This is a genomic window from Faecalispora anaeroviscerum, assembly GCF_947568225.1.
GTDB lineage: Bacteria > Bacillota > Clostridia > Oscillospirales > Acutalibacteraceae > Faecalispora > Faecalispora anaeroviscerum.
This window is the reverse complement of the sequence record NZ_CANOOQ010000001.1, coordinates 141,074-154,919: the sequence shown is the minus strand read 5'-3', so window position 1 is coordinate 154,919 and position 13,846 is coordinate 141,074. Positions and strand designations below refer to the sequence as shown.

Genomic DNA, 13,846 nt, shown 5'->3' with positions numbered 1-13,846 from the left:
TCTGACGGCGATTCACAGTAAATCACAATTTGTTTGCTTCTTTTTATCATTAAGGACTCTGTTTTTACTTCTGTTTGCACTGTATATTTCTGAGTTATTTTGTTTTATTATACAGTTACCAGATGAAAATGCGAAATTATATGCAAATAGAAAGGCCGCGGTTTCAAATAAACCGCGGCCTTTTTGTTTTATTTGCAACTTATTGCATAGATCTCCAATACAAATACAGCATTACGTCTGATGAAAATTCTTCCTTATGGAGAGCTGACTCTCACGCGCCAAAAACACTTTTCCCTCTACATGCTAAAACAGAAAGGATAGAATCATTCTTAATATTATATATATCGGCACAATAAATCATTTTTTAAGAAAAACCAATAAAAAGTACAAATTATTTCTTTTTTTGATCATAAGGAAAACAACAATTCATACCACATGGCTCTTTAATAGAGCATACTGGAATCAAAAGCTTTTGTAGTCAGACCAAGTTTCTATTTCTGATTTGGAAAGAGTATCGTAATATACAGTTTGTACTCGCTAACATATAAGCAGAAAAATAGAATCGCAAGGATGGCTAGCATAGCCTGTTTCCTTAAAACGTCAAACCAATAAATTGGTGAAGCCAATACCAACAGGTCAGCCTGTTGCAGATTCGCCAGAATACTGTTCATATCATCGTTTTGTACACAGACACCATCATGCGTAAAACAGTATTTACAGCCGAGGCAGGGGTTGACCTTTAACGTGCTTAACTTTCTTACCGTTACCTGATGTCCTGCCGCCTTTGCGGATTCGGCAAACGCCTCCGCCATAATCTCTGTATTCCCGCCCTTGCGCGGGCTCCCGGTAACAACTAATACATTCAATTAAATTACCTCCGACTCATTATGTGGCTGTTTCGCATGATCGATAAACTCGTTCACTTTATCTTTCTTGATGATATTTTGAGGCACTACTTTTAATAGCAATGAATTCTATCCTCAATTACCATTTTTCGTAATGCACACGCTCTGCCTGGTAGCGGTCAACAAACTCGTTTTTCTGCCCATCAGGGTACCCAACAGAAATCAGGGCAAATGGACGGATATTCTTGGGAAGCTCAAACAGCTGACGTACATTTTCTGCAACAAAATCAGCCGTAGCTACGCCAAACCATACGCCTCCAAGGTCCAAATGCACCGCTTCCAACAACATATTTTCCGCAGCCGTGCTCATATCCTGTTCCCAGGCGGTTGGAATTTTTAATTTGTTTTCATCCGCCAGTAATACGAAGGTTGCTGCCGACCCGGCCGCCGGCTTTGCATAAGGTGAAGCCTGCGCCACCTGCGCCAGCCGCTCTTTATCCTGTATTACAATAAATTCCCATGGCTGCTGATTGGCTGCGGAGGGCGCCTGCATAGCGGCACGGAGCAGTTTTTCGATTTTCTCGGGTTCAACCGCCTGATCTTTAAATTTGCGGACACTTCTTCTCATAAAAATTTCTTCCATAAATAACAGCCTCCAATAAAATTGATATTTATTTTGTTTTGCTCTCTAGTCTTTCCAAAAGTTTTTGGCTGATTTCAAGGAAACGGGCAGTTTCCGTTTTTGTCAAAATGTTTTGATACTCCTCGTGAAGATGGTTCCACGACGCTATAATTCGTTCCTGTTGCGCCAGACCGTCTGAGGTTGTTTGAAGATAGACATTTTTTCCTTCCAGGCGTTTTTCCACAAGACCTTTTCGTTCCAGCTTTTCAATCAGCCGGGTGATGGTGGAAGGCGTTAAATGAAGCATTTCTCCAATTGCTTTTTGCTGAATTCCTCCTCGTAAGTTAACAACATATAGCAGCACCGCATGGCTCGGGGACAGCCCCGTTTCATAAAAGGCGTCATCTGCCAGCCTGCCCAGCTCGCGAGCGAGCTTCGTCGTTGAAAAGAACAGGCAGCCGTCGAGCTTGCAGTCCTGATGATCCGTATTCTGTTCTCTGTTCAAAGTGCTTCCTCCTTTGGTTGTACATACAAATATATCACGCGTCCATTCTATTGTCAACACCGGTAAAATTCCGGCGAGGTAACAGAAAAGCAGGCCGGCTTCTATGACGCCTGCCTGCTGATTATTATACTATAGGGCTTCTCATTCTACTCATGAGCTAACCATCATAGTTTAAAACGTGTTCCAGTAATATTAGAAGAATCTGCCCGCTTTCCAAGATGTACGCCGTCTAAATTCCCCATGACTCTGATACTCTTGGTCTGGCGGTCTTTTCCAAATATCTTTGTATTACAATGAGCTTTTTCAGTGGACAATCAGCTTCTGTGCCCATTGCAGCATCCGTTCCGAAAACTGATCCAGAGAAACCTGGGAAATATCTGCAGACTGCAGCTGCCTTGCGCATTGCAGAATCTCCAAGTCCGCTCCCGTTAGCGCCTGTTCTAATGCAATATGGCTTCTGACATAGCTGCCGGTTTCAGCATAATGCTTTGCCTGCAACACAAAAGCCGCAGACTTATACAGCGCCTTCACGGTTTCCATATGGCCGCTGTGCAAATAATTGTGGCTGCACATATGGTAAAGATTGCAGGCACCCATCCATACCGCATTGCGGGCATCGGCATTTGATATTTCAGGAAGGATCGAATCCAGGCTGCCGTAATAGGGCGTCGTGTCGTGATAAAACTGGAATAAATCTGCCCGGTACCAGCCTGCAAGCTCCTCTTTGCCCGACACAAAGCCACAAATCTGAGAACTTTCAGGGAGCGTGTCTATTGCCTGTTTATATTGCTTGAGGTCGGAAAGTGATACCGTGTCCAGAATCATCACAACGTCGATGTCACTGGTTTCGTGCGCCTCATTTCTGCCGTAGCTGCCCTGCAGACCGATAAAAAGCACCCGGCTGCCGAACAACCTACAAACTACTGCTTGATATTGTTTCATCCACTGTTGAATATTAATCATCTTAATACAATCCTTTCCTCTTCCTTTAAAGACAGTATAACATATAAAGCGGCATTCTCCATATAGGCACTTTTTTAAGTTTAGCAGGATACAGTGAGGCGATCCTATGGTATAATGGTAGCAAATATTGTGATGGAGGAAGTGTGAATGCTACACATTGAGCATAAAGCCGACAAGCCGATTTATCAGCAGCTTTACGAACAAATCAAACGGGACATTCTGGTGGGAAAATTGCCTGCCGGCACACAGATTACCTCCACAAGAGCACTGGCAAAGGAATTGCATATAGGACGCAATACTGTGGAAAATGCCTATGCTCAATTAGCGCTGGAGGGATATATTAAAAGCAAAGCCGGTTCTGGATCTGTGGTCAATATTTTGCAATTCGATATTCACCAGAGCGCCACAGAACAAGTAACCGCCAAGAAAGACTCGATTTTCACTCCCAGCTATAAGGCCCAAAATATTCAGTATAACTTTCAGTATGGAAGTCTTGACGCCGCAAGCTTTCCGCACAAGCTATGGCGGCAGTATATGGCTGATGTGCTGGACGGGCTGTACGCGCAGGAAGTCCACCAAGAGGGCGATGTACAAGGGGATCGAGATTTCAGAATACAGCTAATGAAATATTTATATCATAGCCGTGGTGTTAACTGCAAACCGGAGCAAATCGTTCTTTGCAGCGGCACACAGGCCGCTCTTGAAATTATCATCAAATTATTCCCCTATGCGAATAAAAAGGTGGCTATGGAGGAGCCCTGCTACAACGGCTCCAGTGTGATCTTTCAAAGGAACGAATTCGAGATATTGCCGATTCCGGTTTGTAAAGACGGTATTGAGCTAACCGAACTGGCATCATCACCCGCAAGAATGGTTTACGTCACGCCATCTCACCAGTTCCCAATGGGTGCGGTAATGCCGATCCACAAGCGGATAGAATTACTGCGCTGGGCGCAGGAGCATGACAATCTCATTATTGAAGACGACTATGACAGTGAATTCCGCTACAACGGGCGACCCATACCTGCTCTTCAATCCATTGATCAACAGGAACGCGTCATCTATGTCGGCACGTTCTCCAAAGCGCTCTCCCCCGGCCTGCGAATGGCCTACCTGATCTTGCCGACATGGCTGCTCCCGGCCTATCAAAAAAGATTTGCCGGATACCAATGTACCGTACCATTGATCGAACAGAAAATACTTGCCCGCTGTGAGTTTTGATAGAGAATACAAAAAAGCTATTGGAAGGTGTGAAAAAACGTTCAAAGCCGTTTAAATGTGAAAAATGGCTTTAGACTGGCGTTTTTTAGGGCTTAAAAAGCGTTTTTATCAGTGAATTTTAACGTTTTTTGTAATTAGTGTGCAAACGGATTTTTGTGGTATGATTCTAAACGATAATTAAATCGGTCATTGCGAAAAGTCTTTAATTATGCCTTTAAAAGCTTTTAAAAACCTTTTTAAAGATATATTTGGAATCCCCTGTATATCGCCTAAAAATGGCGCTACACAGGGGATTCTTTTGTTTTAAGTGCCTTTTAAAGCTGCTTTTATAACACCACGAAGTTGTAGAAGGCCTGTTATAAAATTTTAATGGGAATATAGGAAGAATCGATGCGAAAGTGCGAAGCAATTGTTCCCATTAATGCGAAGCCCTTCGCATTAAGTATTCATGCGCTTTTTTGCAATTATAATTCTATATTAGTTATATTAAGCATCTTCGTATATCTTTTGGAAAAATATACTATTTTGATGAATAAAAATTCATTACAGTTTAATCGGCTCTGCTGTAACTACTTTTGTCATTTCAATAAATTTCAGGGCAGATCGAATCTCGTAATCTTCAATCTCAAAAACAATACCGCAGTCAGTCTTATCAGAAGATTGGTATGTAATAAAAATAAATTTCTTATGAATTGTTTTATTCTTATTCCCAACACCAGAGAGACCACCTATAATGGCTCCCATTTCACCAAACATCAATCCTCCGGCGATACTGCGGCCAACAACGCTTTTATTTTTTGAAGTAACATCTTGTTCTGTGAAAAATCCACTGCTTTTTATCTGTGATTTTTCAAGGGTAAATGACATATCTGAGTTTTCTATGGTAATAGAATCGTTATTTAAAGATACAGTTAAAAGGATACCATGCGGTATTACGTTCATCCCTGTGGTATTAGAAACTTTTCCTGTAAATCTACAATCATAACCTTTATCTTTCTTGAATAATCCCATATTTATCCTCCTTGTTGATTACCGCTAATCATTTCACGGTAAAAAAATTAGTCTTCGTGTTTGGAAACTAACGTATCTTTATGATCTGAATCAGCAAGTAAATCCCATAGTACTTTGGGAGAGAGCTTTTCGGAGTTCTCTTCCATTTTTTTATTATATATCATTTCAGATATTTTACCAAGAACAATCTGTTGTTCGCGTTTATCCAGCTTTATAAAATCTTCTAAAAGAGTTTGCTGGTTCTCCGGGGTGCTTTCATTATGTTTTCTTGCATCGGTTACATTATCATCGGCCAGCAGATCAAGCGATAAATTCAGAAACTCAGAAATCCGATATATCTTATCGAATGGTGGAGATTTTATTTTCCCATTTTTCCAATCTGAAAGGAAGCTGGTATTTACGTTGCTCTGTATTAGGCACTCCTTTGCTGTTATACCTCGCTGGTCGATCGCCAGCAATATCTTATTTAACATTGTTGTACTGTCGTACACATAAATCACTCATTTCGTAACAAAATAAGATTTATCCAATTTTATGCTTGACTAATTCGATATGTCGTATTATACTTGCATTAGATTAGTGATAACACAACTAAATAATATCACAGAAAAACGTTATAGTCTATCGGATTCCGTGATAATTTAACAGAATTATCCAGGAGGTGAAAAAAGTGGGACAAAGGACTCCACGGCCTTTAACCCCATTTGGCGTTTGGGTTAAAGCACAATCAATTCTTAAAGGAATAGAACTTAGAACAATTGCAAAAAAAATTGGGATCTGGCCCCAAAACTTGGCTGCTAAAATGCGTGGGGAACGACCTTTCAGCGATCAGGATATTGCTCAGATCGAAAAGATTTTCGGAGAGAAATATTCGGAACATCGCAGTGCGTAGCAGCAATGACCCCCTGATGGGCAGAAAGGGAAAACAGAATGGATGCTTATGTGGAACTAACAGCAGGAACCGTCTATGATCATTCAAACGGAGATCAGTACAAATGCCTGGGCAAAACAGAATCCGGCACTCTGATGGAGCGCGTCAGCGACGGATGGACGCTCGTTGCCCACGGTACGAGGCTGGATGAAAACGGTCTGATTTGCTGGAATTACAGCACTGGCGGCTATTGGCCCGATAAGGGCATCAGAGCGGAAAGAATTTGTAAACGTGGAAGCTGAAATTTTAGAAGCACTCAACGAAATGGAAGGACAAGCCTATAGCAGTCTTGAGGATGCACGGCCCATTTACAGCCCGCGAGAGCTGCTGGATATCTGGCTTCGGTACGAAGGTATCATCGGGTACACGGACACGATCCTGAACGTAATGGCCGCTGTGGGATTCCCCTTGGATATTGCTGACGATGACTTTTGGGAAATGTAGCCGAAACGGCCAACGGGCCGTCCACAGGAACCGCCCCACCTGTGCCGATGATGGCAGGGCAGAAAGGATAATCTTATGGATAGCGCAAAAAAAGCCGCCCCCGAAGTGCAAATTCAGGGACGGACAAAATTAGCAGCAAAAAGTGTTTTTGAACCTTCAGGGAATCCGTATCAGCCTGTTTCCAAGAGAGCAGAGCGTTTACTTAGAATCCGAAATCTTCTTTAGCACGGTTCACAAGCGATTTCCAGTCAATCAAGTTTTTACTTCTGAATTTTTCCATTAGTAAGGCTGTTTGGAACTGTGATATTTGCCTTCTTTCGAGTAGTTCTTCATTTTGAAAGACAAGGACAGAAGCCATGGAAAGTTCATCTACTGGCATAAAGCCATAACGTTTTTCAAAACTCAGAAGGGATTTAGAATCGTAACTCATTTGAGGGAAAATAGCATCCCCTATCAACTCGCCATCGCCATAACAATAATCTTCAATATCATGGGCGTACTTCCCATATTTAGAAAAATAGGTTGCAATTTTTCCAGTTGTATCAAGTGCCGCAAATAGAATATTTAAACGGTAATCCATAATGTACACACGATATGCTTCAGGAAATGTATCAGGTTTCAACTCGTCCACTCGGCTCGAATAATAAATCAAACATTCACTGAATTTTTGTAGGTACTTTGGAAGGGGCATTGGGATAATCCCTTTTAAGCAATCACAGAATACCGCAACATCATATTCCAAACAAGGTAAACCAGACTTTAGCGGAATGTCGTATTTAGGAATATAGTTTTCAAACTTATGCATAATACACCTCCTATTTAAAGAATTATAGCATATTCAGCCACTAATGAACAGCCGAAACGGGGATGCGCCCCGTCCTGCAGAGATAGCCGCCTGCAGCCGATGATGGCAGGCTAAATCATAAAATCAGCCGAAAGGCAGGTGAATAGATTGGAACTCCTTACTGTTAAAGAGGTCGCGCAGCTCAAGGGATGTACGGTTAGAACCATACAGTCTATGGCTACTACAGGAAGAATCCCTTGCCATGAAGATATGAATGCCAATAACCGAAAACAGTTTTTTATTCCGCTAACTGTGCTTGAACCTCAGATTCAGGCGAAATATTATCGCCAGAAATATGGTGAGATTCCAGCATCGCTGCGCAAGGTTCCCAAAAGGCAAATGCTTCCGGAACCAAAACCTCTGGAGAGGTTCACAGCGGAGCAGAGGAATGAAATTGAGCTGTGGGAAAATATCCTGTCTGAGTGGAAAAATTTCCGAACCGGCTTTATCGGCTCCAAGGCCGAAGCCGACGCTGCGTTTATAACGGAATGCCAATCAGAGCACCCGGAAATTACAATTTCAAAGGATATCCTATACCGCAAGCAAGCTGCCCTAAAGCGAAATGATTTGGACGGCCTGATCGACAAAAGGGGCCGCTGGAAAAAAGGAAAATCCAGCGTTCCTGACGCGATTAAAGATATTTTTCTTTATGTGTATTTGGATGAACGCGCACTGCCTGTCCGTAAATGCGAGGAAGCGACACGGATGATCGTTCAGCAAGAGCGTCCGGAGCTGCTTGCACAGTTGCCATCCTATGATACTTTTTACCGAATGGCCAAGGCATTTTCTAAACCGGTTGCCACTTTGGTTCGCGACGGAGAAAAAGCCTATAACGACCGCTACGGAATCTTTGTTGACCGTTTCTATGATGACATGGCTTCCAATGACTACTGGATAGCCGACGGACATACCATTGACGTTATTACGATGTCCGAAGACGGATTGGAGCAGCGGCACCGTATGACGCTGTCAGCGTTCATCGACGCGCGGAGCGGAATCTATGTTGGCTGGGTGGTTACCGAAAATCCAAGCTCCGACAGTACGTTGGCTGCATTGCGGAAAGCGGCTCTGCGGTATGGATTGCCAAAATACATTTATGTTGATAACGGCCGCGAATACTTGAATATCGATATCGGCGGTACCGGTCATCGTACACGGAAGAAAAAGGCTCAAATCCAGCTTCCAACGCCGATCCTTACGCGCCTCGGAATTACGATGACCAATGCATTGCCGAGAAATGGACAAGCCAAAATCATTGAACGTGAATTTCGAAACTTTACATTTCTCAGCCGGCTGTTCGATACATACTGCGGTTCCAATGTGGTGGTCAAGCCCGAAAAGCTGAAGCACAAGCTTAAGGCCGGCCAGATACCTACAGACGGAGAATTGATTCAGGTTGTAAACGATATGATCGATGGCTATTTCAACCAGCAGATATATAACGGCAAGGTTGTGGCCGATAAAGGCAAAACCAAGCTGCAGGTATATCAGGAACGATTGCCCAAGGTGATTCGCCGCGCGGCTGCAGAAGACTTGAACCTGATGATGATGCGCAGCGCCCGCCTGCAGACGGTCGGGAAAAACGGCGTATACCTCACGATTTGCGGAGAACGCCTCTATTATTTCAATGATGAATTAATAATCAATTTTACCGGGAAAAAGGTATTTCTTCGTTACGATCCTGAAAACTTAGATGAAGTCCGGATTTACGATGAAAATGAAAAGTTTATCATGACAGCTCCCCTTCGCACCGACATGCAGTTGTCCTACGGTGCCGGCAAGGAAGAAATCCGGGACGCGATGCACGAAAAACGCCGCCTGAAACGCAAGGTGAAAGAAGTGGCAGACGTACAACGTGAGCTGGTCGTATCACAATATGGCCATATTAACCTTTTGGATGTCTATGTCCGCGCTTCCAAGCGAAGCGTAACCGGCCTGCTTCTCCCATCCGGAACGGATGACCGTGTTGTGGAAATGGTTACAACAGACGAGCGCAGAGAAGAAAAAGTCGCTTCTGGTGGGGAAGGAACCCCCATTGTTGATATATCGCGTATGATTCGTAACAACGAAAAGAAAGGGGAAAATTTATGAAGCAGTACAGCCCTGAACTGCAGCAGAAACTGGAAGATTACATCACGGAGGCCGGAAGCCAGTCAAAGGCAGCAAATGATATCGGTTACAGCACCGGTACTCTTAGCACCTACCGCAAAGGTACCTATAACGGCGATGTTGAGAAATTTGAAAACCGGCTCAGAGAGTTTTTTAATCTGAAAGCTGAAGCTAAAACCTTGTATGTTTCTCCGGATTACGTTCCCACTTCCATCTCCGAAGGTGTTTACTCAACGATCCGGATGTGTCACCTGAAGGGTGGCCTTGCCGATGAATGCGGCGATGCCGGCATCGGTAAAACCAAAGCGGCCCTGAAATATGCCGCCGAATATCCGGGCAGCGCAGTATATGTGACCGTGAATCCGTGTGTATCCAGTTTAAACGCCTTTTTAAAGCTCCTTTGCCGGCAGTTAAAGCTGCCGACCGGCAGAAAAGACGATATGTGGATGGAAATTGACGAAGCCCTGCGCGGAGGCCGTAAGGTGCTAATCATTGATGAGGCCCAGCACCTGCCGATCAAAACCGTTGAAGCCATTCGCGCCTTCACGGATAACAATTCTGAGCTTGGCGTCGCGCTGATCGGCAATCCGGAAACCGTCACCAACGGGCGCAGCCGCCCTGCGTTCGCGCAGATCCGGAACCGCACCAAGTTAGTCAACATTCGCAGAACGCTGGAAGTTACTAAGGATGATATAAAGCTTCTGTTCCCGGCGTTGGCCGATGCGGGGCAGGAAAAAGAAATTGAACTGCTGCACACCATCGCCCGCAGTGAGCAGGGAATACGTGGCGCGGTTAACCTGTACAGCAATGCCAAGGACAACGAAAACACCACCTATCAGGGACTTATGGAAATGGCCAAGGCTATGAAAATTATAGCCTACTAAAGGAGGAAACTTTATGACGGTAAAAGAATTGGAAGCGTATCTTTCCCTCTGCCGGCTCTGGAAGCAAACACCCACCATTGAGGGACTGCGGGCATTTGTTGCCGCCACCCGCGCGGCGATCAAACGGTGAGCTATTCACCGCCGCCTTGCAAAGACTGCACCTACCGTTACATAGGGTGCCATTCCGGATATCCGTCATGGGAAAGCTGGAAGGCTGAAGAGGATGCAAGGAAAGCGGAAATTTACAGAACCAAGCAGGAAGATATGGCTTTTCGGACAGCACAGCACGAAAAAAGCACACGGTTTCAGCGGAAAATGCACAGCAATATTGCAAGGGGACGTCCTTTGTGGTAGCTAAAATTATCGGGGCGGATGCCCCACCCTAATGCAGCCAATGGCGGTCACAAGCCCGTAAAAATGCAGAGTGGGGATTTCCGGCGACGTGGTTTTTGCCCTCCGACCACGCCGCCCAAAATCGCATCCGGAGGAATTTAATTAAGGAGAGGATGAAAATGAGCTACCAGAAATTAGTTCGCAATCTTCGTCAGTCATCCGAATTGTGCGATCTGAAGCCCGGCGATCAGGTAATCATGATCAACTGCCCGGAGGCCCGGAAGCATCAGGGCACCGTTTGGACGGTGGAGAGCGTACCGTTTACGCTATGCCGCCGTTTGGTTGTGATATTGAAAGGATATCACGACTGTGTCGATGTTGAGAAGTTGGGACGGGTGAGCTGCTAATGGAGAGATTAACAACAGATAATCCGCAAAGCAACATGGAATCGGCACATAACATTTTCAGCATTAAGGAAGGGACAACGGTCTGCTGCCTTACGGAGGATAGCCACGAAATCACACTCTACGACTTTATGCGGCATTGTGCCGAAGTGCTTCACTGCAGTATCTCTTACGACGATGAATCGGATGATGACATCGGGGAATTTTTGACCGATCAACTCTTTGATGGTCTGAATTCGCCGGAAGGAATCTTAGCACATTTTTTCACGACTGCATGGGCTTTTTCTGAATTACGCGCAAAGCTCAAAGCCTACGAAGATACCGGACTTTCTCCGGAAGAGGTTATTCAGGTCAATGATTTTTCGCACAGCCAGTGTGCGAGGCTACTGGCTGAGAATGCAAAGCTAAAGGAAAATCAGCTTGATCCTTTGGAACTGGCAAAAGTGGCAATTGCTCTCAAAGAAAACGCCACATTGAAAAAGGCACTGGAACAGGCGTGTATTGCTTTAGTTTATCCCAAGAAGGAAATGCCTCAAGCGCTCTATGATCGTTTCATCCGGATGGCACAAGAACAGGAGAAGGACAATGAATAATCAGCCTACCGCAGACGAAGTCATAAAGGCTATCGGGGCCATGGCAGAAATGAGCTGGGTATTTTATTCCACAGCGGTACAGCGGGGCTTTACAGCCGCGCAGGCCCTTCAGCTGACGCAAACATACCTTTCCAGCACAATTATGAAACCTCCGCTTCCCCCACAAGAATCTTGATTTCCGGAGCGCTGCGCTCCGGCCTTAATGCAGCCAATGGCGGTCACAAGCCCGCGAAAATGCAGAGTGAGGAATTTTATTGATTGGAAGCGATGACGTGAAACACGGAAAAAGACCGACCCGGAAACAAAAAATCCTCATTTCCAATCTGAGACTGAATCCTGATAATTGGCTGGTTCTCAGTGAGGATAAGGAATTTCTCACAGTGGTACATAGGCATACCGACCGGGTGCGGAAGCTTCCCAAAATTTGAACAGGAGGAAACAAAATGAAAGCATCAAAAAAGCTGACATCCAAAAGCGGAATTACGATTCCGAAGCAACTGCGCATCGATACCGGTTTTCAGCCCGGTATGGCTGTCGACATTGAAACCCAGCGGGATGGAATCTTAATCAAACCACATGTTCCCACGTGCCGTTTCTGCGGCAGAACGGAGAATGTAAAAAAGGTTGCTGATTTGGATATTTGCCTGTCCTGTGCGAAGGCGCTGGCAAAAGAGCTGGGTGAAAAACATGGAATATGATCGCAGCGAGATTCAGGGCAAGGTTGACCGTCTGGTTCGGATCAAAGGCGAGATGGAAAAGCTGAAGGCGGAGCAGGATGAAATTGAAGGCTTTTTCCTGAAGCTCTGCGACGCCGATCTGAAAAACACGAAACTGAAAACAGTAGCCTATTCCGGTACAAGCGCCAATCGGGTAACGGCCACCATGTCAGAAAATCTGAAACAGATCTATCCAAGTTTTTTTAGAGAGATCTTCGGCAGCGCGTATTCCGACGCCGTAACCGAGGAAACAAAATACAAACTTTCCGCGCCGGCAACCCGGATGTTGACCAACCTTTGGCAAAAAAGCTACACCAAGATGACGGTGGAGCAGGTGATCCAGCAGCTTCCCTGTGATGATGCGGCAAAAACGGCTTTGAAGAAAAAGCTGAAGGGCGCAAATTTTAAGACCGATGTTAAAAACTTAGTGGCCCTTGCAGGTTTCAGTCAGGCCGATGCAGAACAATACGCTTATTTCATCTCCGAGGCGGCTACATGGGAAAGCTTCCTGCAGCTTATGAAAGTCAACAAGAAAAATTCAGAATCGGAAATGAAGGATGTTCTGGACACGATCAACAGCGCCGTTGTGGTTGAGGAGACACCTAAAATTCAGGCTGAAACGAATTAACGTTTAGGGGGATGGAAAATGACTTCGAAGCAGATACAGCGAATATACAAGCTTGGAGCTGCGCTGGGCCTTGTTAAAAATGATGAGCTGCATACGCTGGTTTTGGGAATTGCAGGGAAGGAACACGTAAGCCAGCTTTCTGAAGATGAGTATAAGGCAGTTGAGCATGAGTTGCTGGAGCGGCTGAAGGTACAGCATCTGATTCCTCCCCCGAAGCCCAAAAAACAGCGCAGCGCATCACCGTCCGGAATGACTGCCGGACAGCAGAACAAAGTGTGGCAGCTCATGTACCGGCTGGCTGCCTGCGACCAACAGCCGAACAGTGCAGCTCTTGGCACCCGGATTTGTGGAATCATAAAAAGACAGTTTCACATTGATGCCACCGCCCAACAGCCTTTCCGCTGGCTTGATTATCAACAGGGTTCGCAGTTGATTGAATTTCTGAAAAAGTATGTTTCCAGCGCGGAGCAGAAAGAAAAAAGGAAGGATGCGCAATGAGCTTTTTAGAGACTGTTACGCTGGATGATCTGAGCGGTGAGCAGCTCGAAATCGCTGAACTGATCGGAATTGAAAATTACCGAAATCTGGTAAGGCATTTCGGGGGGAACCAAATTCGCATCCTGCAGGAAGACACTTTGGTAAAAGAAAAGCGTGACAATGAAATCCGGAAGTTGTATAATGGTCGCAATGAGTTGGAACTTTCGCAAAAATACAATTTGAGCGACCGGACAATCCGCTCCATCGTTGCTTCTCTCAAACGCATCGACGGGCAGATCGGATTCTTTTAGTACAA

At 45.0% G+C, this 13,846-nt stretch carries 21 protein-coding genes; 14 read left to right on the top strand and 7 right to left on the bottom strand.

All coding sequences use genetic code 11. From position 1 onward, the window contains the following. Positions 1–491: 491 nt before the first annotated feature. From QOS46_RS00810 to QOS46_RS00795, 4 genes are all read right to left on the bottom strand, one after another. The gene (locus QOS46_RS00810; RefSeq protein WP_283606549.1) at positions 492–866 is read right to left on the bottom strand and encodes a flavodoxin family protein; all 375 of its coding nucleotides are present in this window, start codon (positions 864–866) and stop codon (positions 492–494) included. A 118-nt stretch (positions 867–984) separates the two neighbouring features. Then, on the bottom strand, positions 985–1,488 hold the full coding sequence (locus tag QOS46_RS00805) for a nitroreductase family protein (protein WP_283606547.1): 504 nt from the start codon (positions 1,486–1,488) through the stop codon (positions 985–987). 28 nt (positions 1,489–1,516) lie between these two features. Beyond that, positions 1,517–1,972 (bottom strand): MarR family winged helix-turn-helix transcriptional regulator, encoded by a 456-nt coding sequence (locus QOS46_RS00800; RefSeq protein ID WP_283606546.1) that lies wholly within the window; start codon positions 1,970–1,972, stop codon positions 1,517–1,519. A gap of 303 nt (positions 1,973–2,275) precedes the next feature. Continuing rightward, positions 2,276–2,935: a nucleotidyltransferase domain-containing protein gene (locus QOS46_RS00795; protein WP_283606544.1), complete on the bottom strand. Its 660-nt coding sequence runs from the start codon at positions 2,933–2,935 to the stop codon at positions 2,276–2,278. A gap of 147 nt (positions 2,936–3,082) precedes the next feature. On the opposite strand from QOS46_RS00795, the gene pdxR reads away from it, so the two are divergent. Next, positions 3,083–4,156 carry a MocR-like pyridoxine biosynthesis transcription factor PdxR gene (pdxR, locus tag QOS46_RS00790; protein WP_283606540.1) on the top strand — a complete coding sequence of 358 codons (1,074 nt, stop codon included), beginning with the start codon at positions 3,083–3,085 and terminating at the stop codon, positions 4,154–4,156. Positions 4,157–4,699: 543 nt separating this feature from the next. Here the strand turns inward: pdxR and QOS46_RS00785 are convergent. Continuing rightward, positions 4,700–5,167, bottom strand: a complete 468-nt coding sequence (locus QOS46_RS00785) for a hypothetical protein (protein ID WP_283606539.1) — start codon at positions 5,165–5,167, stop codon at positions 4,700–4,702. 47 nt (positions 5,168–5,214) lie between these two features. Then, the gene (locus QOS46_RS00780; RefSeq protein WP_283606537.1) at positions 5,215–5,658 is read right to left on the bottom strand and encodes a helix-turn-helix domain-containing protein; all 444 of its coding nucleotides are present in this window, start codon (positions 5,656–5,658) and stop codon (positions 5,215–5,217) included. A gap of 179 nt (positions 5,659–5,837) precedes the next feature. Between QOS46_RS00780 and QOS46_RS00775 the strand changes: the two genes are divergently transcribed. From QOS46_RS00775 to QOS46_RS00765, 3 genes are read left to right on the top strand one after another with little or no spacing between them, the layout of a single operon-like run. After that, complete coding sequence (locus QOS46_RS00775) at positions 5,838–6,059, top strand: hypothetical protein (RefSeq protein ID WP_283606536.1); 222 nt, start codon at positions 5,838–5,840, stop codon at positions 6,057–6,059. 38 nt (positions 6,060–6,097) lie between these two features. Next, positions 6,098–6,340 carry a hypothetical protein gene (locus QOS46_RS00770; protein ID WP_283606535.1) on the top strand — a complete coding sequence of 81 codons (243 nt, stop codon included), beginning with the start codon at positions 6,098–6,100 and terminating at the stop codon, positions 6,338–6,340. A gap of 22 nt (positions 6,341–6,362) precedes the next feature. Next, complete coding sequence (locus QOS46_RS00765; RefSeq protein ID WP_283606534.1) at positions 6,363–6,542, top strand: hypothetical protein; 180 nt, start codon at positions 6,363–6,365, stop codon at positions 6,540–6,542. Between the two features lie 202 nt (positions 6,543–6,744). Here QOS46_RS00765 and QOS46_RS00760 read toward each other — a convergent pair whose 3' ends face one another. Next, complete coding sequence (locus QOS46_RS00760; protein WP_283606532.1) at positions 6,745–7,347, bottom strand: hypothetical protein; 603 nt, start codon at positions 7,345–7,347, stop codon at positions 6,745–6,747. 147 nt (positions 7,348–7,494) lie between these two features. Between QOS46_RS00760 and QOS46_RS00755 the strand changes: the two genes are divergently transcribed. The 10 genes from QOS46_RS00755 to QOS46_RS00715 all read left to right on the top strand — a co-directional run bounded on the left by QOS46_RS00755 (position 7,495) and on the right by QOS46_RS00715 (position 13,841). Further along, positions 7,495–9,477: a Mu transposase C-terminal domain-containing protein gene (locus tag QOS46_RS00755; RefSeq protein ID WP_283606530.1), complete on the top strand. Its 1,983-nt coding sequence runs from the start codon at positions 7,495–7,497 to the stop codon at positions 9,475–9,477. Further along, positions 9,474–10,379, top strand: coding sequence for an AAA family ATPase (locus QOS46_RS00750; RefSeq protein WP_283606528.1), 906 nt, complete (start codon positions 9,474–9,476; stop codon positions 10,377–10,379). Before QOS46_RS00755 ends, QOS46_RS00750 begins: the two co-directional genes overlap by 4 nt. 512 nt (positions 10,380–10,891) lie before the next feature. Further along, the gene (locus tag QOS46_RS00745) at positions 10,892–11,119 is read left to right on the top strand and encodes a hypothetical protein (RefSeq protein WP_283606526.1); all 228 of its coding nucleotides are present in this window, start codon (positions 10,892–10,894) and stop codon (positions 11,117–11,119) included. Beyond that, on the top strand, positions 11,119–11,709 hold the full coding sequence (locus tag QOS46_RS00740) for a hypothetical protein (RefSeq protein ID WP_283606525.1): 591 nt from the start codon (positions 11,119–11,121) through the stop codon (positions 11,707–11,709). The genes QOS46_RS00745 and QOS46_RS00740 overlap by 1 nt, the downstream gene beginning before the upstream one ends. Further along, on the top strand, positions 11,702–11,884 hold the full coding sequence (locus tag QOS46_RS00735; RefSeq protein ID WP_283606523.1) for a hypothetical protein: 183 nt from the start codon (positions 11,702–11,704) through the stop codon (positions 11,882–11,884). The genes QOS46_RS00740 and QOS46_RS00735 overlap by 8 nt, the downstream gene beginning before the upstream one ends. Positions 11,885–11,981: 97 nt before the next feature. Then, complete coding sequence (locus QOS46_RS14250) at positions 11,982–12,137, top strand: DUF6906 family protein (RefSeq protein ID WP_408611428.1); 156 nt, start codon at positions 11,982–11,984, stop codon at positions 12,135–12,137. A gap of 15 nt (positions 12,138–12,152) precedes the next feature. After that, a complete protein-coding gene (locus QOS46_RS00730) occupies positions 12,153–12,407 on the top strand; it encodes an AbrB/MazE/SpoVT family DNA-binding domain-containing protein (RefSeq protein ID WP_283606522.1) in 255 nt (84 codons plus the stop codon). Beyond that, on the top strand, positions 12,397–13,053 hold the full coding sequence (locus QOS46_RS00725; protein WP_283606521.1) for a hypothetical protein: 657 nt from the start codon (positions 12,397–12,399) through the stop codon (positions 13,051–13,053). Before QOS46_RS00730 ends, QOS46_RS00725 begins: the two co-directional genes overlap by 11 nt. An 18-nt stretch (positions 13,054–13,071) precedes the next feature. After that, positions 13,072–13,551 carry a regulatory protein GemA gene (locus QOS46_RS00720; RefSeq protein ID WP_283606520.1) on the top strand — a complete coding sequence of 160 codons (480 nt, stop codon included), beginning with the start codon at positions 13,072–13,074 and terminating at the stop codon, positions 13,549–13,551. Continuing rightward, the gene (locus QOS46_RS00715; protein ID WP_283606518.1) at positions 13,548–13,841 is read left to right on the top strand and encodes a Mor transcription activator family protein; all 294 of its coding nucleotides are present in this window, start codon (positions 13,548–13,550) and stop codon (positions 13,839–13,841) included. The genes QOS46_RS00720 and QOS46_RS00715 overlap by 4 nt, the downstream gene beginning before the upstream one ends. The last annotated feature ends 5 nt before the right edge of the window (positions 13,842–13,846 follow it).